This window comes from Hydrogenophaga sp. (assembly GCF_035481345.1).
GTDB lineage: Bacteria > Pseudomonadota > Gammaproteobacteria > Burkholderiales > Burkholderiaceae_C > Hydrogenophaga.
Genome location: NZ_DATIGV010000047.1, coordinates 39,060 through 59,638 on the forward strand (window position 1 = coordinate 39,060; position 20,579 = coordinate 59,638).

At 69.6% G+C, this 20,579-nt stretch carries 17 protein-coding genes; 9 read left to right on the plus strand and 8 right to left on the minus strand.

Annotated elements, in window-relative coordinates:
* Positions 1-21 precede the first annotated feature (21 nt).
* From VLG41_RS05195 to VLG41_RS05210, 4 genes are read right to left on the minus strand one after another with little or no spacing between them, the layout of a single operon-like run.
* Positions 22-690, minus strand: coding sequence for an RraA family protein (locus VLG41_RS05195; RefSeq protein ID WP_325348325.1), 669 nt, complete (start codon positions 688-690; stop codon positions 22-24).
* Between the two features lie 3 nt (positions 691-693).
* A complete protein-coding gene (locus VLG41_RS05200; protein ID WP_325348326.1) occupies positions 694-1,935 on the minus strand; it encodes an alpha-hydroxy acid oxidase in 1,242 nt (413 codons plus the stop codon).
* 20 nt (positions 1,936-1,955) lie between these two features.
* Complete coding sequence (locus VLG41_RS05205; RefSeq protein ID WP_325348327.1) at positions 1,956-2,873, minus strand: NAD(P)-dependent oxidoreductase; 918 nt, start codon at positions 2,871-2,873, stop codon at positions 1,956-1,958.
* Positions 2,870-3,847: a tripartite tricarboxylate transporter substrate binding protein gene (locus tag VLG41_RS05210; protein WP_325348328.1), complete on the minus strand. Its 978-nt coding sequence runs from the start codon at positions 3,845-3,847 to the stop codon at positions 2,870-2,872. The genes VLG41_RS05205 and VLG41_RS05210 overlap by 4 nt, the downstream gene beginning before the upstream one ends.
* Positions 3,848-3,997: 150 nt before the next feature.
* Between VLG41_RS05210 and VLG41_RS05215 the strand changes: the two genes are divergently transcribed.
* The 3 genes from VLG41_RS05215 to VLG41_RS05225 all read left to right on the plus strand — a co-directional run bounded on the left by VLG41_RS05215 (position 3,998) and on the right by VLG41_RS05225 (position 8,870).
* Positions 3,998-4,924 carry a LysR family transcriptional regulator gene (locus tag VLG41_RS05215; RefSeq protein WP_325348329.1) on the plus strand — a complete coding sequence of 309 codons (927 nt, stop codon included), beginning with the start codon at positions 3,998-4,000 and terminating at the stop codon, positions 4,922-4,924.
* Positions 4,914-6,674, plus strand: coding sequence for a monovalent cation:proton antiporter-2 (CPA2) family protein (locus VLG41_RS05220; protein ID WP_325348330.1), 1,761 nt, complete (start codon positions 4,914-4,916; stop codon positions 6,672-6,674). The genes VLG41_RS05215 and VLG41_RS05220 overlap by 11 nt, the downstream gene beginning before the upstream one ends.
* A gap of 120 nt (positions 6,675-6,794) precedes the next feature.
* The gene (locus VLG41_RS05225) at positions 6,795-8,870 is read left to right on the plus strand and encodes a hypothetical protein (protein ID WP_325348331.1); all 2,076 of its coding nucleotides are present in this window, start codon (positions 6,795-6,797) and stop codon (positions 8,868-8,870) included.
* A 141-nt stretch (positions 8,871-9,011) separates the two neighbouring features.
* Here VLG41_RS05225 and VLG41_RS05230 read toward each other — a convergent pair whose 3' ends face one another.
* From VLG41_RS05230 to VLG41_RS05240, 3 genes are all read right to left on the minus strand, one after another.
* A complete protein-coding gene (locus VLG41_RS05230) occupies positions 9,012-10,823 on the minus strand; it encodes a methyl-accepting chemotaxis protein (protein ID WP_325348332.1) in 1,812 nt (603 codons plus the stop codon).
* Positions 10,824-10,997: 174 nt separating this feature from the next.
* Complete coding sequence (locus VLG41_RS05235) at positions 10,998-12,263, minus strand: HAMP domain-containing sensor histidine kinase (protein WP_325348333.1); 1,266 nt, start codon at positions 12,261-12,263, stop codon at positions 10,998-11,000.
* 105 nt (positions 12,264-12,368) lie between these two features.
* Positions 12,369-13,610 carry a HAMP domain-containing sensor histidine kinase gene (locus VLG41_RS05240; protein WP_325348334.1) on the minus strand — a complete coding sequence of 414 codons (1,242 nt, stop codon included), beginning with the start codon at positions 13,608-13,610 and terminating at the stop codon, positions 12,369-12,371.
* Positions 13,611-13,763: 153 nt separating this feature from the next.
* Here VLG41_RS05240 and VLG41_RS05245 point away from each other — a divergent pair, with 153 nt between their 5' ends.
* Together VLG41_RS05245 and VLG41_RS05250 are read left to right on the plus strand one after the other, a co-directional pair.
* Positions 13,764-14,699 carry a hypothetical protein gene (locus VLG41_RS05245; protein WP_325348335.1) on the plus strand — a complete coding sequence of 312 codons (936 nt, stop codon included), beginning with the start codon at positions 13,764-13,766 and terminating at the stop codon, positions 14,697-14,699.
* Between the two features lie 2 nt (positions 14,700-14,701).
* Complete coding sequence (locus tag VLG41_RS05250) at positions 14,702-15,376, plus strand: helix-turn-helix transcriptional regulator (protein ID WP_325348343.1); 675 nt, start codon at positions 14,702-14,704, stop codon at positions 15,374-15,376.
* Between the two features lie 15 nt (positions 15,377-15,391).
* On the opposite strand, the gene VLG41_RS05255 is transcribed toward VLG41_RS05250, so the two are convergent.
* Positions 15,392-15,700 carry a hypothetical protein gene (locus tag VLG41_RS05255; RefSeq protein WP_325348336.1) on the minus strand — a complete coding sequence of 103 codons (309 nt, stop codon included), beginning with the start codon at positions 15,698-15,700 and terminating at the stop codon, positions 15,392-15,394.
* Positions 15,701-16,039: 339 nt separating this feature from the next.
* Between VLG41_RS05255 and fliF the strand changes: the two genes are divergently transcribed.
* From fliF to VLG41_RS05275, 4 genes are all read left to right on the plus strand, one after another.
* Positions 16,040-17,725 carry a flagellar basal-body MS-ring/collar protein FliF gene (fliF, locus tag VLG41_RS05260; RefSeq protein ID WP_325348337.1) on the plus strand — a complete coding sequence of 562 codons (1,686 nt, stop codon included), beginning with the start codon at positions 16,040-16,042 and terminating at the stop codon, positions 17,723-17,725.
* Positions 17,706-18,731: a FliG C-terminal domain-containing protein gene (locus VLG41_RS05265; RefSeq protein ID WP_325348338.1), complete on the plus strand. Its 1,026-nt coding sequence runs from the start codon at positions 17,706-17,708 to the stop codon at positions 18,729-18,731. Before fliF ends, VLG41_RS05265 begins: the two co-directional genes overlap by 20 nt.
* Positions 18,728-19,474 (plus strand): flagellar assembly protein FliH, encoded by a 747-nt coding sequence (gene fliH / locus VLG41_RS05270; protein ID WP_325348339.1) that lies wholly within the window; start codon positions 18,728-18,730, stop codon positions 19,472-19,474. The genes VLG41_RS05265 and fliH overlap by 4 nt, the downstream gene beginning before the upstream one ends.
* A partial coding sequence (locus tag VLG41_RS05275; RefSeq protein WP_325348340.1) for a FliI/YscN family ATPase occupies positions 19,471-20,579 on the plus strand: 1,109 nt, incomplete at its 3' end. The genes fliH and VLG41_RS05275, both read left to right, overlap by 4 nt.

The window sequence follows — 20,579 nt, forward strand, 5'->3', positions numbered from 1 at the left end:
TCTTCATTCCCGCGGATTGGCTCAGCCCTTGAACCCGATGCGCGCCAGCGTCTGATCGATCCAGGCCGTGTCGAGCCGGCCCTGCGCGATTTGCTGCAGCGTCACCTGCTCAGCCTGTGACTTCTTCTGCGCCGCGTCCAGCAAGGCCGCCGCCTCGTCCTTCGGCACGCACAGCACACCATCGGCGTCGCCGATGATCAGGTCGCCCGGATGGATGACCATGCCGTCGATGGCGATCGGCACGTTGATTTCGCCCGGCCCGTCCTTGTAGGGCCCGCGGTGCGTCACGCCGGCAGCGAACACCGGCAGCGCGCCCGCGCCGATCACGTCGAGGTCGCGGATCGCGCCGTTGATGACGAAGCCGGCGATGCCGCGTTGAATGGCATACGTCGTCATCAGCTCGCCGATCAGGGCGTTGCTGAGGTCACCACCACCGTCCACCACGATCACGTCGCCCGGCTGCGCGATCTCCAGCGCCTTGTGGATCATGAGGTTGTCGCCCGGCCGTGTCTTCACGGTGATGGCGGGCGCCGACAGGCGCGTCTCGCGGCTCAAGGGGCGCAGGCGCGCGCCGGCCGCGGTCATGCGGGTCATGCAGTCGCTCACGTTGGCGACGGGCACGCCGCGAAAGGCCTTGACGAGGTCGGGAGACACGCGTTGGGTGAGGGGCAGGATGCGCAGGCCGAGCATGGTTCAGTGTCCTTGGGCGGGAATCAGGTGGCTGGGGTCCAGCTCGTCGGGCCGCAGCACGCCCATCAGGGCCATGTTGCGAGAGACCTCCGAGCGCAGCAGGTCGATGGCGCGCAGCGCGCCGGCCTCGCCGGCCACGGCCGCGGCGAAGGCGAAGGGGCGGCCGACGAAGACGAAGCGCGCGCCCAGGGCCAGGGCCTTGAGCACGTCGCTGCCGCGGCGCACGCCGCTGTCCAGCATCACCGGGATGTCGGGGCAGGCCTCGACGATGCGCGGCAGCACCGCCAGCGGCGCGGCGGCGCCGTCGAGCTGGCGCCCGCCGTGGTTGCTCACGATCACGCCGTTGATGCCTTCGTCCGCCGCGCGCCGCGCGTCGCGCGCATCGAGCACGCCCTTCACCACGATCTCGCCGCTCCACACGCGGCGGATCATCTGCAGGTGCCGCCAGTTGAGGTGGCCGCGGTCGGAGAGGTTGCGCTCCACGTTCGGCGAGAGGATGGGCGCGCCGCGCGTGGCGTAGCTGTTCTCGAAGTGCGGCATGCCGTGTTGCACCAGCGTGCGCAGGAAGGTGCCGAACAGCCAGCGCGGGTGCGTGATGCCCTGCCAGGCCAGGCGCGGGCCGGGTCGCACGGGAATGGTGAAGCCCGCGCGCAGGTTGCTCTCGCGGTTGGCCGCGGCGGGCGTGTCCAGCGTGATCACGAGCGTGCGAAAGCCCGCGGCCTTCACGCGCTCTAGCAGCGCGAGGATGCCGTCGTCGTCGCCCGGCAGGTAGGCCTGGAACCAGGCGTCGGGGTTCACCGCGATCACCTCTTCCAGCCGGATCAGCGAAGAACCGCTGAGCACGAAGGGGATGTTCTCGCGCCGCGCGGCCTGCGCGATGACGAGGTCGCCCCGGTAGGCCGAGAGCGCGGCCAGGCCCATGGGGGCAACGCCAAAGGGGGTGGCCCAGCGGCGGCCGAACAGTTCCACGCCCATGTCGCGCGGCGTGATGTCCACCAGCACGCGCGGCACCATTTCCCAGGCCTGGAAGGACGCGCGGTTGGCGCGCAGGGACTGGCTGGTTTCGGCCGCGCCGGCCACGTAGCCGAACACGGGGCGGGGCAGGTGGCGGCGCGCTTCGGCCTCGAAATCGTCGAGGCACAGCACGCGCTGCAGCCAGGCCGGCGAGCGGGGCGCGCGCTCATGCGCGAGCGCGCCGGGGGGCGGCGCCAATGGTGCGTCGCCGCTGAGTCGGGAGGGGTTCATGCGAATCGATCGGCTCGGACTCAGGTGGGCTCGCGGTGCCCGGGCAGCGGCTTGCCGGAGAGCGCTTGCACCTGCAGCGCGAGCGCGGCCCAGTCCCAGTCGGCGCGGCCGCTCTCGCACAGGGCATCGAGCAGTTGCTCGGCCAGCGCGGCGGTGGGCAGCACGGTGCCCGTGCCCTGCGCGCCCTGCAGCGCCAGGCGCAGGTCCTTGCGCATCAGCACCGCGCGAAAACCCGGCGTGAACTGCTTCGCCGCGATGCGCGGGGCGTGCTTTTCCAGCGAGAAGCTGCGCGCCGCACCGCCCAGCAGGGCCTCGCGCATCTGCGCCAGGTCCACGCCTTCGGCCTGCGCCAGGGCGATGGCGTCAGCCACCCCCAGCAGCGCACCGGCCACGGCCACCTGGTTGCAGGCCTTCACCACCTGGCCCGCGCCCACGCCGCCCACGTGCAGCACGCTCTTGCAGAAGGCGCCCAGGGCCTCGCGGCAGGCGTCCACGGCGGCGGTCTCGCCGCCCACCATGCAGCTCAGCACGCCGTCGGCCGCGCCTTGCTGGCCGCCGCTCACGGGTGCGTCGACAAAGGCGATGCCGCGCGCGGCGAGCGCGGCGGCGAATTCGCGCGCCGAGGCGGCGGCGATGGTGCTGGTGTCCACCACGACGCTGCCCGCCGCCAGGCCGTGCACCAGGCCATCGTCGGCGAACAGCACCTCGCGCACCACCGCGTCGTCGGGCAGGCTCAGGAACACGATGGCACTGCCCCGGCCCACGTCCGCCGAGGACGTGCCCGCGACTGCGCCCTGGTCCACCAGGGCCTGCACGGCGTGCGCCTCGCGCGCGAAGACCTTCAGCGGGTAGCCTTTGCGCAGCAGGCAGCCGGCCATGCCGGCGCCCATGGCGCCCAGCCCGATGAAACCGAGGGAGGAACCGGGCGCGTGAGTCATTTGCCGATGGCCTTGCCGATGAGGTCCACGGCCGAGACGATCTCGGCCTGGAAGGCCGCGCCGTCGGCGTAGTCTTGCGTCAGGCCGGACTTGGCCACGTAGTCCTTCCAGCCCGGCGTCTGCATGGCCTTGTGGAAGGCGTCGTGCAGGTAGCGCTTGATGGGCTCAGGCAGGTTGGCGGGCGCCATCAGGCCTTTCATGTTGTCGAGCGCCACGGGCACGCCCAGTTCCGTCATGGTCGGCACGTGGGGCAGGGCCGGCAGGCGCGAACGCGAGAACAGCGCCAGCGGGCGCACGCGGCCCGCGTCGATCATGGCCTTCATCTCCTCGTAGGCGCCGAAGGCGCTGTCCACCTGGCCCGCGAGCAGCGCGGTCATGGAATCGGCCGCGCCGCGGTAGGGCACGTGCAGCAGCTTCAGGCCGGCGGCCTTCTCGAACACGATGCCGGTGGCGTGGAAGATGCCGCCTTCGCCGGTGGAGCCGTAGGACACCTTCTCCGCGCCCTTCTTCGCCTCGGCGATCAGGGCCTTCATGTCGGCGAAGGGCGAGTCGGCGCGCACGGCCAGGATGCTGGGCGCGCGAGAGACCTTGATGACGGGCGTGAACGAGGTGCGCGAGTCGTAGTTGAGCGGGCGGAAGTGGCCGACCGAGGTGGTCTCGCTGCCGCCGCCCACGAACACGGTGTAGCCGTCGGGCTTGGCGTCGGCCGTGGCCTGCGCGGCGATGGCGCCGGCCGCGCCCACGCGGTTGTTCACCACCACCGGCACGGGAATGATTTCCTTGGCCGCGTAGGAGAGCTGGCGCGCGATCTGGTCGGCCGAGCCGCCGGGTGCGAAGCCCACGAGGATGGTGATGGGCTGCGTGGGCTGCCAGGCCTGGGCGCGCGCCGCCAGGGGCAGGGCGGACAGGCCCAGCGCCGCACCGGCGGCGCCCACCAGGTGGCGGCGGGTCAGGCCATGGGAATCGGAACTCATGCGCTGTCTCCTTCTGTTGTGGGGGTGCGCTGGGCACCCGATCGGGTTGGCTCGGGGCGCATTCTGGAAAACTGTCTTGTGGATGAAAAGCGATATATTTCGATCGATCTCGTTCACCTTTATTCAACACAGGATTGTGCGGCCACGGCCATGACGCTCAAGCAGCTCGAAGCCTTCTACTGGGCCGCCACCGCCGCGAGCTTCCTCGTCGCGGCACAACGCTTGCACATCTCGCAGTCCACCTTGTCCAAGCGCATCGGCGAGCTCGAAGCGCAACTGGGCACCACGCTGTTCAACCGCAGCGGCCACCGCGCCGCCATCACCGAGGCGGGCGAGCAGTTGCTGCCCCTGGCGCGGCGCATGCTCGAACTGTCCGAAGACATGCGCGCCCAGCTCGCGGTGGGCGGCGGCCTGCGCGGCCACTGCCGCTTCGGCGTGGGCGAGCTCGCGGCCCTCACCTGGTTGCCCGATCTGGTGGCGCACGCCGCCGCCAAGTACCCCGAACTGCGCCTGGAGCCCTGCGTGGACCTGGGCTCGGCACTGGAGCAGCGCCTGGAAAGCGGCGAACTCGATTTCGCGGTGGTGGCCGGCCACTCCACGCGCGGCGCCATCGCCAGCGAGGCCATTGCCCATGTGCGCTTCTGCTGGGCCGCTTCGCCAGCGCTGGTGGGGCGCCAGCGCACGGTGAACGCGGCGCTGCTGGAGCGCCACGCCCTCATCACCCAACCCAGTGCAGCCGGGCCCACGCGCATGCTGGAGCAGTGGCTGGCGCTCAACGGCCTGCAGGCGCCGCGCCGCCTGGTGTGCAACAACCTCTCGGCCATCGCCAGCCTCATCGCCTCGGGCGTGGGCATCGGGCTGTACCCTCGCGGGTGGCTGCGCCGCATGAAAGCGCGGGGCGCGGTGGTGGAGTTGCGCGGCGATCAGCCGCTGCCCGAATTGCAGTACACCTTCCAGACCCGGCGCGATGATCGCCGCGCGCTGCTCATGCGGCTGCGCGAGCTGGCGGGTGACACGGTGGATTTCGACAAACCCGGCCCCTTGTGGGGCCCTGAAGGAGACGGCCATGGCCGCTGAATCGGGCAGTTCCGATCTGATCCCCGTCGTCATGCTGCTGGGCGCGGCGGTGGTGGCCGTACCGCTGTTCAAGCGCATCGGGCTGGGCTCGGTGCTGGGCTACCTGGCGGCGGGCCTGGCCATCGGCCCCTTCGGCTTCGGCTGGTTCAGCGACCCGCAGACCATCATCCACACCGCCGAACTCGGCGTGGTGATGTTCCTGTTCGTCATCGGCCTGGAGATGCAGCCCTCGCACCTGTGGGCGCTGCGCCGCGCCATCTTCGGCCTGGGCAGCCTGCAGGTGCTGGTGTGCGGGGCCATGCTCACGCTGGTGGGCGTGGCCTTCGGCTTTTCCTGGACGGTGTCCTTCATCAGCGCCATGGGCTTCGTGCTCACCTCCACCGCCATCGTGATGCAGTTGCTGGGCGAGCGCGGCGACATCGCCACGCCGCGCGGACAGAAGATCGTCTCCATCCTGCTGTTCGAGGACCTGCTCATCGTGCCGCTGCTGGCCGTGGTGGCCTTCCTCTCGCCCGACGCGGCGGCCGAGGTGTCGGGCACCTCGCGCTGGGTGTCGGTGGGCATCGGCGCCGGCTCGATCGCGCTGCTGGTGGCGGTAGGGGTGTGGCTGCTCAACCCGCTGTTTCGCGTGCTGGCCAACGCCCATGCGCGCGAGGTGATGACCGCCGCCGCGCTGCTGGTGGTGCTGGGCGCGGCCCTGCTCATGCAACTGGGGGGCCTGTCCATGGCCATGGGTGCCTTCCTCGCGGGCGTGCTGCTGTCGGAGTCCACCTTCCGCCACCAGCTCGAGGCCGACATCGAGCCCTTTCGCGGCCTGCTGCTGGGCCTGTTCTTCCTTGGCGTGGGCATGTCGCTGGACCTGTCGGCCGTGGCGCGGCACTGGGGGCTCATCCTGGCCGGCGTGCTCTCGCTGATGGCGGTGAAGGCCGTGGGCATCTACGTCGTCGCGCGCCTCACGCACAGCTCGCACAGGGACGCGCTGGACCGCGCGGTGCTGATGGCGCAGGGCGGCGAGTTCGCCTTCGTGCTGTTCGCGGCGGCCCTGGCGGGCCGCGTGATCGACCCCGTGGTCAACGCCAACATGACCGCCATCGTGGTGCTGTCGATGGCGCTCACGCCGCTGGCCGTGTTGGCGCTGCAGCGCTGGGCGCCGCGCGTGTCGCCGTCCACCGCCGGCGCGCCGGTGCCCGACCACGAGGCCGGCGCGGTGCTCATCATCGGCCTGGGCCGCGTGGGCCAGATCGCCAGCCAGAACCTGCTGCTGCTGGGCGCGGAGATCACCATCATCGACGCCGATCCCCAGCTCGCGCGCGAGGCCGAGCACTTCGGCTTCAAGGTGTACTACGGTGACGGCACGCGGCTGGACATCCTGCACGCGGCGGGCGCGGGGACCGCGAAGGTGATCCTGGTCTGCGTGGACGAGGCCAGCGCCGCCACGCAGATCGTGCAGCAATGCAAACACGCCTTCCCGCAGGCGCGGGTCATCGCGCGCTCCTTCGACCGCGAACACGCGGCCACGCTGGTGAAGGCCGGCGTCGACCTGCAGGTGCGCGAGACCTTCGAGTCCGCGATGGTGATGGGCCGCGAGGCCATGCGCGCGTTGGGCACCGAACCGGCGGCGGTGGAAGCGATCGAGGCCGACATCCGCCGCCGCGACGCCGAGCGCTTCCAGATGGAGCTCGACGGCGGTGGCCTGGTGGCGGGGCGGCCGATGATCCTGGGGAACCTGCGTGGGTGGAAGGGCCGGTAAGGCGGGAACGCCAATGGGTTGAGGACGGGATCGATTCGGCGGGGTCGGTGACGAAACGGCGGCGCCAGCGGGCGATGGCCCGTTCGTTTCTGTCCAAACTCCCTATAGGTGATTCCAGCCATGGTTCCTCGCTCCCCCTTCAAATCAAACGATGCCGCGGCTTCCCGCCAGAAGGAACTTCAGAAGACGATGTGCGTTTCGGGCGAGAAACGCCTGGATCTCGGGAAGTTGTACGAATTGGCTGAGCTCGAGGCTGCCAGCAAGAAGAAGGAGAAGGACGATGTCGTGTTGTATGTCCGAGTGGCAAAGGGGCTTTCTTCTGGCAAGGACACATTCAAGGCCAGCACACGGCCGAAAAAGATCAGTACCGCCAAAGTCGCCGAACTGGAGGCGGTCGAATGGTTCGAGAACTCCATCAAGCCCATGCTGAACAAACGCTCGATGTATTCGCCGGAGGTTCAGCAGGCCCTGGCCGACATCGTGTACTGCGTCGCTGAGCACAAGCGTGTGGTGCTCAATGATCCCAAGTTCCTGTCCTTGCTCAAGGTGGTGGCGCAGGCCAAACGCCTCCCTCCCGAAAGAAAATGCCCGGCCATTCCCTTGGCTGTCCTGCAGCCGAGCGCGGGCGTGGCGGACATCCCGCCACCCATCGTCACGTCGGCGCAGCCGAAGGATGAGGCGAATCTGCAGGTCTTGCAGGCCAGGCTGACGGCCTCGCTGGACCGCATTTACGACGACATGAGGTCGCGTGGCGAGACGAAGAGACCACTGACCGACTCGCAAGGCAATGTGGTGGCGCAACTGTCCATCCGGGCAAGGCAAGCCGGCACATCAATTTGCCTGGACGAGGCCCACGCTGGTGACTGTCCGCAGGGCCACGGGTTGGTCATGGGCGCGACAAGCAAGAAGCTTTACGTGCGCAAAGTGGAGTTGCCCTCGCTTGAAGAGGCGAAGGCCGTCTCGCAGGCGACCCATTGGCTGGCGCTTGCCCAGCGGTTCGAATCCGAGATGGTGAGTCCTCAACCCCAAGTGTTCGCGCTGAACACCACCATGAACCATCTTCTGACACAGATGGAAAAGAACGGGCAGCAGAAGCTTGAATTGAGAGACGATCACGGCAATCTCCTGGCGGTGGCTTCTGTGTGCCGCAATGACGAGGCGATGCGCTTGCTCCTGTGCATTGATGAGCCGGTGTCAGGGGCGTGGGCGGGGCCGGGGACCCAGGGTGTGTCGGTGCGCGCAGGGCACCAATTGCTGAATTGGCACGGAACAGGACCGAAGAGCGAAGCCCAGAACGAGCGCGTGGCGCGCTTTCTCAAGTTGGCCCAGGGCTTCGACGCACAGATCTTGGCCGGGCCCAAGGTCCAGCCGGTCACAGTGCAGGCGAAGTCATCGGAGGCACTGAACACCAAGAAGGCCTTGGCTCAACAATTGGCCCTGATGTATGACGATCTGTTGAAGTCCAACCAAGGTTGGGAGTGGCTGCGCGATGAGAATGGCCAGAACGTGGCGCGGATCTACCTCGAGGATGACCAGATGCCTCCCCGAATCGTTGTGGTGGCACCTCAAGGCATTGATTCCACGGCACCTCAGAAAATGGGGATTGCCATGGATATGATGAACAAAGAGGTGTATTTCCTGGAGCCATCGAACCCGAAGCCGGGCCAATTCGATGCATGGTTGAAGTTGGCGAAGAGATACGAATTCAGCGCCGCGCCTACCACTGCGGTGCCGACGATGCTGCGGAACGAGCAGTCAAGGGATCAGGCAGTGACCCCCGCCGCGCTGACGGCCGCCCTGCATTCGCTCAGTCAGGCGATGTCGCTCAACAAGGCGATCAACGATGCAAAGGCACATCGGATTTGGTTGGACAAAGCAGGGAACGTGCGCTTTGACGAGGTGATCGGGGCGGAACTGGCCGCCAGCGCTGAGTTCGTGACAAAGTCCAACGGAGACAGGGTTCTCACCGTTCAGAGTGCTTACGCGTATGAGAAGCAGGGCCGGGAGGGCCTGTGGGCCAGCGTCCTGAGCCCGAATGACGGCAAGGCTCCCTCGGGCATGCGGCTGAACACCAAGGCCGACTACTCGGGGTTCAACGCCAGTGAAATCCAGACGAAGGTGGAAGGCTTGATGGAGTTCACCCAGAAGTTCCAGAACGCCCTGGATGCCCTGCCGAAGGTCGAGAACGCCGTCTGATGCGCGCAGGCGGCACCCCGCCGCCACACACGCCGCACAAGCGAACGAACAGTCCGCGAACGAACAACCCGGCACCCTCGAAGGGTGGCCGGGTTGTTTTGCTTTCACCGGGCCGGTCTCAAGCCGGCGCGTGCGCCGCGATCAGAACGACTCCCACTCACCGGTCGCGTCGTCGGCGGAGGCCTTGGTGCTCAGCACCGGCGGGGCCGCCTTGGCAGGCGCAATGGCCTTCGCGGGCGCAGCCACGGCGCTCACGGGCTTGGCCGCCGACGCAGCGGGCTTGGCTGGCGCCACGACAGGCTTGGCCACCGTTGCGGGCTTGGGCGCCACCACCAGCTTCGGTTCGCGCCGCTGCTGCAGGTCTCCCGCCGTCAGCGTGGCGATGCCGGCGCCCGAGGCCGCGCCCCCGTCCAGGCGGAACATGCGCACCACTTCCACCAGCCGGGCGGCCTGGTCGTTCATGCTCGACGCGGCGGCGGCGCTTTCTTCCACCAGTGCAGCGTTCTGCTGCGTCATCTGATCCAGGTTGGACACGGCCGCGTTGATCTGGTTGACGCCCTCGGCCTGCTCGCCCGAGGCGCTGGCGATCTCGCCAATGATGTCGCGCACGCGCACCACGTTCTCCACGATCTCGCTCATGGTCTGGCCGGCCTGGCTCACCAGCTCGGTGCCCACGGCCACCTTGTCGACGCTGGCGCCGATCAGGCCCTTGATTTCTTTCGCGGCCTGCGCGCTGCGCTGCGCGAGGTTGCGCACCTCGCCGGCCACCACCGCGAAGCCGCGGCCTTGTTCACCGGCCCGCGCGGCTTCCACGGCGGCGTTGAGTGCCAGGATGTTGGTCTGGAAGGCGATGCCGTCGATGACACCGATGATGTCGTTGATCTTGCGCGAGGCCTGGTTGATCTCTTCCATGGTCGAGACGACCTGGTTCACCACCGAGCCACCCTTCTGAGCGCTCTGTCCCGCCACGTCGGCGAGCTGGTTGGCCACGCGGGCCGAGTCGGCCGACTGCTTGATCGCGCCCGACATCTGCTCCATCGAGGCGGCGGTCTGCTGCAGGCTCGAGGCGGTCTGTTCGGTGCGGCTGGAGAGGTCGTTGTTGCCGGTGGAAATTTCCTTGGCCGCCACCGTGATGTTCTCGGTGCCGCGCTTCACGTCGGCCACCACGCTCACCAGGCGGTCGCGCATGGTGCTCAGCGCGCGGGTCATGGCGCCGAATTCGTCGCCGCGGTCGTTGTTGAGCGTGGCCGTCAGGTCGCCGGCGGCCATGCGCTCGGCGAAGGCCATGGTGTCGTTCAGGGGCTGGCGGATGTTGCGGATGAGGAAGAAGGCGCCCACGGCGATGCCAAGAATGAGCAGGCCGACCTGCGCGGCCGCCACGACGATGCTGGCCGCGCGTTCTTTCGCTTGCTCGGCCTGCGCTTCCTTGAGGATGCCGGCCTGCATCTGGCCGAAGTCGCGCACCGCCGCCAGGTAGGGACCCACGGCGGGGTTGAAGTCGGTCCTCATGGCCTGTGCGGCGCCCGCGTAGTCTTCGTCGGCCTTGAGTTTGTTGACCCGCGCGAGCTTCCCGAGCACGTCCTTGCGCAGCTCGCCGATGCGCGCCAGGGCCGCGATCTCGGCCTCGGTTTTCTCCATTTCCTGCAGGCGCTTCTGCAGCTCCGAGATGCGGGCCATGCCGGCGGTGATCGGTTCCTTGAACATCTCGTTCATGGTGGGATCGCTGGACACGGTGGTGGCCTGCACGCGCGCGGTGGTGGTCTCCGTCAGACCCGCCCACTCCACGGCCAGCGCCGTCTTGTCGGCCAGCAGGGTCAGGGTGCGTTCGGACGCTTCGCCCATGCGGGCAGAGCGAAGGCCGGCCGAGGCGATGGTGCCGAGCAGGGCCAGGATGATGAGGGCGACGCCGGTCCAGAGCTTGGTGCCGACGGACATGTTGCGAAGGAATTTCATGGTGAAGCGGGGTGCGACGAATCAGGCGGTGGCGTGAGCAGGGCGCCCGCGGCCTGCCAGAAGACCCGGGCTGTCGCCGCCACTATCGGCCGCGTGCCGGGAAAACTTGATTCGATAAGACGGGCAAAACCCGCCCAGTTCGTGAGCGGGTGCGCGCGCCGGCCCGGCGGCGGCTCAGGCGGCGGGCGCGTCGCGCTCGGTGGGCAGGGTGACGACGAAAGTGGTACCGCCCGGCACGCCGGAGCGCAGCGTCAGCCGGCCCTTGTGCACGCGCACCGTGTTCTGGCAGAAGGCCAGGCCCAGGCCGTTGCTGTGGCTGGCCGCGGTGCTCACGAACGGGCGGAACACGCTGCGTTGCAGGTGGCGGGGAATGCCCGGCCCACGGTCCCGGATTTCGATCACGCCACGGCCGTCCCGCCGCGCCGTGGTGATGGTGATGTCGCCCGGCTCGGGCGCGCCCTTGTGCTGGCGCAGGGCGACCAGGGCGTTGCGCAGCAGGTTCTGCACCACCTGCGTGAACAGGCGCCGCGTGCCGACGAAGTGGAAGTCGTCGCCGGGCTCGAGCACCACCGCGCGCCGCTCGCTGTCGGCGCGGAAGGGAAAGCCGTCGATCGCTTCCTGGAGAAGGGTGCGCGCGGCGATGCGCTCTTCGCCCCGGCGCAGGATGAGCAGTTGCGCGTTGACGATCTGCGAGTCGATCTGCTGGTGCAGGTTGCGCATCAGCAGCTCCAGCCGCTGGCCCGCGCGGCGCGCCGTGGCGGACTCGTCGTTGTCGCGCAGGCTTTCCACCAGCAGGCCCATGCTGGCCAGCGGCGTGCGCAACTCGTGCGCCATCACGCCCAGCGCGGCCAGCGTGGACTGCAGGCGGTGCTGGTCCTGCCGCGCCGAGGACACGCCCAGCAGCAGGCCGCACAGCCACGACAGCGCGAACATGAAGCCGTGTTCGCGGGTGAAGGCCGCCGGCAGACCGTCGAGGCTGGCGGCCAGCGCCAGGCCACCCCCGAAGGCGGCCACCAGCATGGCGGTGGCGTAGCGCCAGTCGGTGATCACGTACATCAGCAGCGCGACCAGGCACACGGCCAGCACGCGCGGGTCGGCGCCGCCGTTCATGAAGTAGAGCCAGACCTGCAGGAAGGGCCCCGCCACCGCCAGATAGAGCAGCACGTAGGCGTGCGCCCAGGCGTTCTCGGCCACGTCGTCGGGGTCGAGCAGGAACAGCGGCACGGCGCCCAGGGCGGCGAGCGCGCGCAGGGTGAAACTTTCGTACGCCTGCGGCGCGACGTAGGTGTAGACCGCCCAGGCCGAGAGGTGGACGATGAGGTAGATCAGGCCGAGCGCGACCAGCCGCGCGCGCGAGAGGTGCAGCACGGGTTCGAGCGGGGACTGGAGCAGGGTGTGAAGCGGCGTGCGCAGCGACGAAGGCGAGGGAAGCGGGGGCATGGCGGGCCGCGTGAACTGGTGAGCGCCCATGCTAAGGCCGGGCCCTGTCGCCGGCAGCGGGGGAAGCCCTCGGGTCCGCTGTGGGGAAACCCGGATGAACCCGCCCTAGGGCGTGGCCAGGGGGAGCTCGATCACGAAGCACGAGCCGCTGGCCACGCGCTCGAAGCGCAACTGGCCCCGGTTGGCTTCCACCGTCTCGCGGCAGAACGCCAGGCCCAGCCCGCTGCTGTGCGTGGTCTGGGTGCTGAAGAAGGGCTCGAAGATGAAGCGGCGCACGTGCTCGGGCACGCCCGGGCCTTTGTCGCGCACGCGGATGGTGCCGCGCGCCGCGCCGGCGTCCACCTCGATCTCGATGTCGCCGCGCGCGAACGCGGCCTGGGTGCGGCGCAGCGCATACACCGAGTTCTTCACCATGTTGTGGATCACCTGGATGAACAGGCGCTCGTTGCCCCTGAAGTGGAAGTCGCCGCGTGTGTTCACGCTCACGGCCTGGCGCTCGCGCTCGCTCATGAAGGGGTAGGACTCGATCGCGTTGCGCACCAGCCGGGCCGCGTCGAGCGTCTCGTGGCCGGGCAGGATGTCCAGCAGTTGCGCGTTGACGATCTGCGAATCGATCTGGTGGTTGATGGCGCGCAGCAGGCCATCCATGCGGTCGGCCAGCCGCGGCACGTCAGCGGGTTCGGCGTCGCGCAGGTGGTCGTTGATCAGCGCGGCGCTGGCCAGTGGCGTGCGCAGCTCGTGCGCCATCACGCCCATGGCCAGCAGCGTGGCGTTGAGGCGTTGCAGCCGGTGGCTGGCCGACGACAGCGCCAGCGTGAGCGCCGACAACCAGGCGAAGAAGAAGGTGAGGTTGCCCTCGGTCGCGCGCCACGGGGGCAAGGCCAGTTGCGGCTCGGTCATCGAGACGAAGGCGCGCGCGGCGATGGTGCCCGCCGCCAGCGTCGCCGTGGCCACGCGCCAGTCGAGCACCTGGTAGACGAGGAAGCACATCAGCGCGGTGCTGGTCATCCACACCGCGTTGCCGTGGTTCATCAGGTAGAACCACTGGAACAGGAAGGGGCCGGTGTAGGTCAGGTAGACCAGCAGGTAGAGCCGGATGGCGCGGTGGCGGGTCACCTGCGCGGGCGTCCACCACAGCAGGGGCAGCGCGCCGATGGCGGCCAGCGCGCGCCCCACGGGGCTCTCGTAGGGTTGCGGCGCGAGCTGGCTCCAGAACCCGTGGAAGGCCAGGTGGCCCACGAACAGCACCAGGCTCAGCGCGACCAGCCGCGTGCGCGACAGGTGCCGCAGCGGTTCGATGGGTTGACGGAGAAGGGCGATCGCCCGCAGGAGGAATCGGTGTCGCACAACGGGGCGCATTCTAGGGACCGCGGCGCGCGCCTGAGCGTGAAATAAATCGGTCATGCGGCGGTCTCAAGTTCGGGGGCCAACTGCCGATATGCTCCGCTGGCCTGGACCGCGCGCGCGTCGCGGTCCTTCCCTTCGTGAAGCGAGCCCGGCATGTTGTTTCCCTGCATGAGAGCGTCCTCGCGCATCTCCTTCATCGACGATGACCCGTCCTTCCTGGACGCGATGGCCGACGCCGTCGCCTCGGTGCGGCGCTGCGAGTTCCTGCACCACCCCGGCGACCTCGACCGCCTCTACGCCGAGCAGGAAGATCTGCTGCGGCGCGAGCAGCAGATGCTCGCGCGCATCCCGGGCGCCGAATCGCCGCTGCTGGCGGCGCTCGACTACTTCGCCTGGCCCGGGCGGCACGCCATCTTCTCGGTGCTGGTCACCGACCAGGTGATGCCCGCCGAGGACGGCGTCTCCATCTGCGAACGCCATGGCCATTTCGGCCTGCGGCGCATCCTGCTCACTGGCGCCGCCGACGCCGACCTCGCGGTCAAGGCCTTCAATCAGGGTTCGATCGAGTCCTTCCTGCCCAAGCAGACGCGCAACCTCGGCTTCAACCTGCGCCGCGCCCTGCAGGACCAATTCCTGCACAACTCGGTGGAGCGCGGCCGGCAACTGGCCATGCAGATGCGGCGCGAGCGCTTCGCGGCGCTGGAATCGGTGGACGTGTCCAACGCGCTGATGGTGATCCTGGGCCGTGGCCGCGTGGACGAGTACCTCGTGCTCGGCGAGCCCTTCGGCGTGCTGGGCCTGCGCGCCGACGGCCGGCTGAGCTGGATCCCGATCGAGACCCAGGACGGCCTGCGCGAGTTGAGCGAGACCCTGGCCGAGTTCGGCTGGGATGCGCCGGCTGTGGCGAGCGTGCGCGCGGGCGAGGCCCTGCCCAATGTCGAGCTCGTCTCGCAGCTCGATGGCATCGCGCCCGCCATCGCACCGGTCGAGCCGCTGAGCGAGGCCGACGGTGTGCTGGCCGCCGAATTCCAGTTCGAGTGGCCGGGCACCGTGTCGTGGCGCACGCTGCCCGGAGGGACGGCCGCTTGAGCGTGCACCATCCGGGCGTCACGGGCCTCGAGCCCCTGGGCGCGCCGCTTGAACGGGCCTCGGCGCCCGAGGTGTTCGAACCCTTGATGGAGGCCCTGGTCGCGCGCCTGCGCGAGCGCGGCTTTGCGGGCCTGGCTTTCGTGCGGCCCGATCCTTTCGGCGAGGCCGGTGCGCGCCTGGTTCAGGCCTTGAGCAGCCCGCCGCTGCAGGCCCTCGCCGAGACCATCGCGCGCACGGGCCCGCCGCGCGGCCAGGCCGTGGCGCTGATGCCCGCGAGCGCCCTGGGCGAGCCCGCCGCGCGCCGCCTCGCCGGCCTGGGTTACCAGCAGGTGCTGGTGGTGCGTGTGCCGGTGCTGGGCGAGTTGTGCTGCGAGTTCTGGCTGTTCTCCAGCAGCGCCCACGTGCGCGAGGAGCACCTGGGCGCGGCCACGCTGGAGCTGCTGCGCGACTGGCCGGCCTGGCGCGAGGCCCTGCGCACGGCGGTCTGCCCGCTCACCCCGCGCGAGCGCGAGGTGCTGCAGGCCGTGGCCGAAGGCCTCAAGGGCGCGGAGGCGCAGGAACGCTTCGGCTGCACCGAGCGCACCTTCCGCCTGCACGTGGAGAACGCCAAACGCAAGATGCGCGCGGCCAACGGCTCGCAGGCCGTGTACCGCGCGCAGTTGATGTGCGGGCTCTGACGCGTCGCTGACCGATCAGAACGGCCGGCCCGAGGCCGCCGCCATCTCCAGCCGCACCTTCAGCGCGCCCGTCACCAGGCCCTTGGCGTAGGCGGTCGGCGCGCTGGCCAGCAGGGCCTGCAGCTCTTCGCCGGTGCAGTGCTCCACCTGGAACTCCTCGTACAGGTCGAACCAGTGCGGGTGCTGCTGCTCGAGCAGGCGCATCTCGTTCAGGTTGCTCATCGCCACCTCGGCCTCCAGGCGCTGGAGCATCTCCAGGGTCTCGATGGGCGGGATGCCGAGCGACGCGGGGCGCATGCCGTGGGTGGAGGGCAGGGTGGTCATATCGAGGTCCAGGTACATGTCACGTCCTTGAGGGGCGGGAGGGTCTGTCCTCGTTGTCGGTGTCCTCTTGAGGTCCCTTCACCAGCGACCCTGTCACTTTTGACAGGGGGCGCGAAGAAGCATCACCGAATGCGCATTTGTTCACGCTGCAGGCGCACACCACCGCGTTTCCCCGGCTTGCAACGGTCTGGATAAACCTTTTCGGTACCTGTCAAGGGCGCTTGCGCCGCTGGTCCCCAATCATCAACCGTGCAGCGATCAAACGCCGATTCATCCCCGCGCTGACATGACATCACAAATCAACTTCGCGTATCGTTACAAACACAAAGTGAAAAACCAATGAGCGCACTCACCCCCTTGCTGCAACGGCTGCCCCAGCCATCGTCCATCGCCTCGGCCCTGCGCTCCGAAGCGGTGTCCAAGCTGCTGCCGGTCGTGTTCCTCGCCATCGCGCTCACCGCGCTGGTCATGATGTTCGTCTGGCAGAACCAGTCGAACTACCGGCCGGTGTTCGGCGCGCGCGAGAACGTGCCCTCGGCCGACATGATGTCGGTGCTCGACGCCGAAGGCATCGCCTACCGCCTGCACCCCGAGACGGGGCAGGTGCTGGTGTCCGAGTCGAACCTCGGGCGCGCGCGCATGCTGCTGGCCGCGCGCGGCGTGGTGGCCCGCCTGCCCGACGGCCTCGAACTGATGGACAAGAGCGACCCGCTGGGCGTGACGCAGTTCGTGCAGGACGTGCGCTTTCGCCGCGGCCTGGAAGGCGAGCTGGTGCAGAGCATCACCGCGCTGGAGCCGGTCAAGAGCGCGCGCGTGCACCTGTCGATCGCGCGCTCCTCCACCTTCGTGCTCAACGCCACCGAGGCCAGCTCGGCCTCCGTCGTCGTGCACCTGCACCCCGGCCGCGAGCTGGAGACCGAGCAGATCGCCTCCATCATCAAGCTGGTCTCGGGCAGCGTGTCCAACCTGGCGGCCGACCGCGTGACGGTCGTCGACCAGGCCGGGCGCCTGCTCTCCAGCCGCGTCGACATCAAGGGTGGCCTGGATTCGACGGGCTTCGCGAATGAGTCCGTTCGCAAGGCACAAGAGGGCCTGCTGCGCAACGCGCACCAGCTGCTGCAGCCCATCCTGGGCGTGAACAACTACAACGTCAGCGCCTCCGTCGAGCTGCACCAGGACAACGTGAAGGAAACGCAGGAGCGCTACGAGGGCGACCCGCGCATCACCAGCGAGGCGTCGCGCGAGGAAATGAACCGCCAGCCGCAGGCCCTGGGCATCCCGGGCTCGCTGAGCAACCGCCCGGCCAACCCGCCGCCCGGCGAGGACGAACCGCCCAGCACCGCCGAGCGCAACGCCGCCACGCGCCAGTACGCCTACGACCGCAGCGTCACCACCATCGAACGCGCGCGCGGCCAGGTGAAGAAGATCAGCGTGGCCGTGGTGCTGAACAACGCCGCCGCGCCCGCGGGTGCGCAGGCCTGGGCGCCGGCCGAGATCGCGCGCATGGAGCAGGTGCTGCGCGGCGGCCTGGGCATCGACACCGCGCGCGGCGACCAGCTCGTGGTCTCGGCCATGGCCTTCCCCGCGCCGCCCGTGGCCGTGTCCTGGTACGCCGAGCCGCAGTCCATCTTCACCATGGCCGGTTGGGGCTTGAGCGCCCTCGGCGCGCTGCTGGCCTACCTGCTGGTCGCGCGCCCGCTGATCCGCCGCTTCACGCGCGATGCCACGCCGCCGCGCGAGGTGGGCACGTCCGAGCTGGTGGAGCTGGGCCCGCGCGACGGCGAAGGCGCTGCCGTGGTGGCCGGGGCCTTGCCCGCTGGCGCCGCCGCCGTGGCCGCGCTGCCGCAGCCCTCGAAACAGCGCGACTCCATGGGATCGCTGCTGGAGAACTACAACCTGCCGCCGCCGGGTTCGCCGGTGGATGTGCTCGTCGATCACCTGAGGGACCTCGCGACCAAGGAGCCCGAGCGCGTGGCCGAGGTCGTCAAACAATGGGTGCAGAAAAATGGCCACCAGCCTGCCTGAGTCCGGCGCCGAAGCAGGCGCCATGTCCACCATCGAGCAGGCCGCCATCGTGCTGCTGAGCATGGGCGAGGAGCCCGCCGCCGCCGTGCTGCGCTGCCTGGAGCGCGAGGATCTGCTGCTGGTGACGCAGGCCATGTCGGCCATGAGCGGCATCAAGGTCGACGCCGCGCGCGGCGCGCTGCAACGCTTCTTCGACGACTACCGCGAGCAAAGCGGCCTGCACGGCGCCTCGCGCACCTTCCTGAAGAACTCGCTCGACCTCGCGCTGGGCAGCAGCATCAGCAGCAGCGTGCTCACGCGCATCTACGGCGACGCGATCCGTCCCAAGATGGCGCGCCTGCAATGGGCCTCGCCGCGCTGGGTGGCCGACCGCATCGCGCAGGAGCACGTGCACATGCAGGCCGTGTTCCTGGCCTTCCTGCCGCCGGCCATGGCCAGCGAGGTCATTGCCAGCCTGCCCGAGGACGGCCGCGACGAACTCATCGTGCGCGTGGCGCAACTGGGCCACGTGGAGCACCGCCTGCTGCAGGAAGTGGAGGTGCTGGCCGACGCCTGCCTGCAAAGCCTGGAGACGCAGAGCGCCACCATCGAAGGCGTCAAGCACGCGGCCGATATCCTCAACCGCCTGCCGGGCGACAAGGCCCGCATGGTGGAGCAACTGCGCGCGCGCGACGCCGGCGTGGCCGGCCAGATCGAGCGCAGCATGTACGACTTCTTCATCCTCTCGCGCCAGAGCGAGGAGGTGCTGCTGCGCATCCTCGAGGTGGTGCCCATGGACGAGTGGGCCATCGCCCTCAAGGGCGGCGACAGCGACGTGCGCCGCGCCCTCATGGCCTGCATGCCGCAGCGCCAGGTCAAGACCTTCCAGGACGCGATCCGCCGCACCGGCCCGGTGGCCGCGCGCCGCGTGGAAGAGGCGCGCGCCACCATCATGCGCGAGGTCAAGGCGCTGGCCGACGCGGGCACGATCGAGGTGCAACTCTATGCGGAGGCCACCGTCGAATGAACCCCGCAACGAGCGCCTACCGCAGCTACCGCTTCCCGCCACTGGCCGATCGTGAACTGGCCGAGGCCCTGTCCGCCCAGGGCAGCCCCGAGGCCCTGCAGGCCGCGCTGGCCGACGGCTACTCGCGCGGCGCCGAGCGCGGCTACGAGGAAGGCTTCGACAAAGGCCTGACCGAGGGACGCGCCGTCGGCGAAACGCAAGGCCGCGAACGCGGCGTGGCCGAGGGCCGCGCCGAAGGCGAGGCGCAGATCCTCGCGCGCTGGGAGCGCGTGGCCGCGCCCATGCAGGCCGCCATCGACGCCCTGCGCCAGGTGCAGGCCGACTACCAGGCCGCGCTGCGCCGCGAGATGGTGGAACTGGTCGAGCGCGTGGCGCGCCAGGTGATCCGCGCCGAGCTCACGCTCAACCCCACGCAGATCCTCAAGCTGGTGGAAGAGACGCTGCAGAGCATGCCCCCCGCCGTGAGCGCGGTGGAGGTCTTCCTGAACAACGAGGACCTTCGCGCGATCCAGGCCATCGAGGGCGCGAACACGCGCGACTGGAACCTCATCGCCGACCCCGCGCTGCAGGCCGGCGAGTGCCGCGTGCAGGTGGCCGGTTTCGAGGCCGACGCCGGTTGCCGCCAGCGCCTGCAGGCTTGCATGGGTCAGGTGGCCGCGCAACTGCTCGGTGCGGAAGAGCCCGTGCCCGCGGCGGCCGATGCGCCCGCGATCGAAGCCTCCCTGAACGAGGCCGCCGCGTGATCGCCGAGCAACTGCGCCGCATCGCCGTGCCCGAGGTGTCGGTCTCGACACCCACGGGCCGGCTGGTGAGCGCCACCGGCCCTCTGCTGCAGGTGCGCGGCGTGCGCCTGCACGTGGGCCAGCGCTGCCGCATCGAATCGGCGCTGGGCGCCGACATCGAGGCCCAGGTGGTGGGCTTCAAGGACGAGGCCGCGCAGCTCATGGCCTTCAAGCGCACCGAGGGCCTGGCCGCCGGTGCGCGCGTGTTGCCACTGCCGGCCGCCAGCGGCCTGCTGATCGGCGACGCCTGGCTGGGCCGTGTGGTCAACGGCCTGGGCGAGCCCATGGACGGGCGCGGCCGCCTCGGCGGCGAGCACCTCTTGCCCAGCGCCCCGCCCTGGGTGGACCCGCTGCGCAAGCGCCCGGTGGAAGGCGCCATCGACGTCGGTGTGCGCGCCATCAACGGCCTGCTCACGCTGGGCCGTGGCCAGCGCGTGGGCCTGATGGCCGGCTCCGGCGTGGGCAAGAGCGTGCTGCTGGGCCTCATCACGCGCCAGACCGTGGCCGACGTGATCGTCGTCGGCCTGATCGGCGAGCGCAGCCGCGAGGTGCGCGAGTTCATCGACCTCTCGCTCGGCGAGGAAGGCCTGCGCCGCGCCGTGGTGGTGGTGGCACCGGCCGACGAGTCGCCGCTGATGCGCCTGCGCGCCACCGAGCTGTGCCACACCATCGCCGCGCACTACCGCGACCAGGGCCGCCACGTGCTGCTGCTGGTGGACTCGCTCACGCGCTACGCCATGGCGCAGCGCGAGGTGGCGCTTTCGCTCGGCGAGCCGCCGGCCACGCGCGGCTACCCGCCCTCGGTGTTCAGCGCGCTGCCGCAACTGGTGGAAAGCGCCGGCAACGGCAGCGGCGACGGCTCCATGAGCGCCATCTACACCGTGCTCGCCGAAGGCGATGACCAGCAGGACCCGGTGGTGGACACCGCGCGCGCCATCCTGGACGGTCACATCGTGCTCTCGCGCGCGCTGGCCGAGCGCGGGCACTACCCGGCCATCGACATCGGCCAGTCCATCAGCCGCTGCATGAGCCTGGTGGCCGACGCCGATCAGCAGCGCATCGCGCG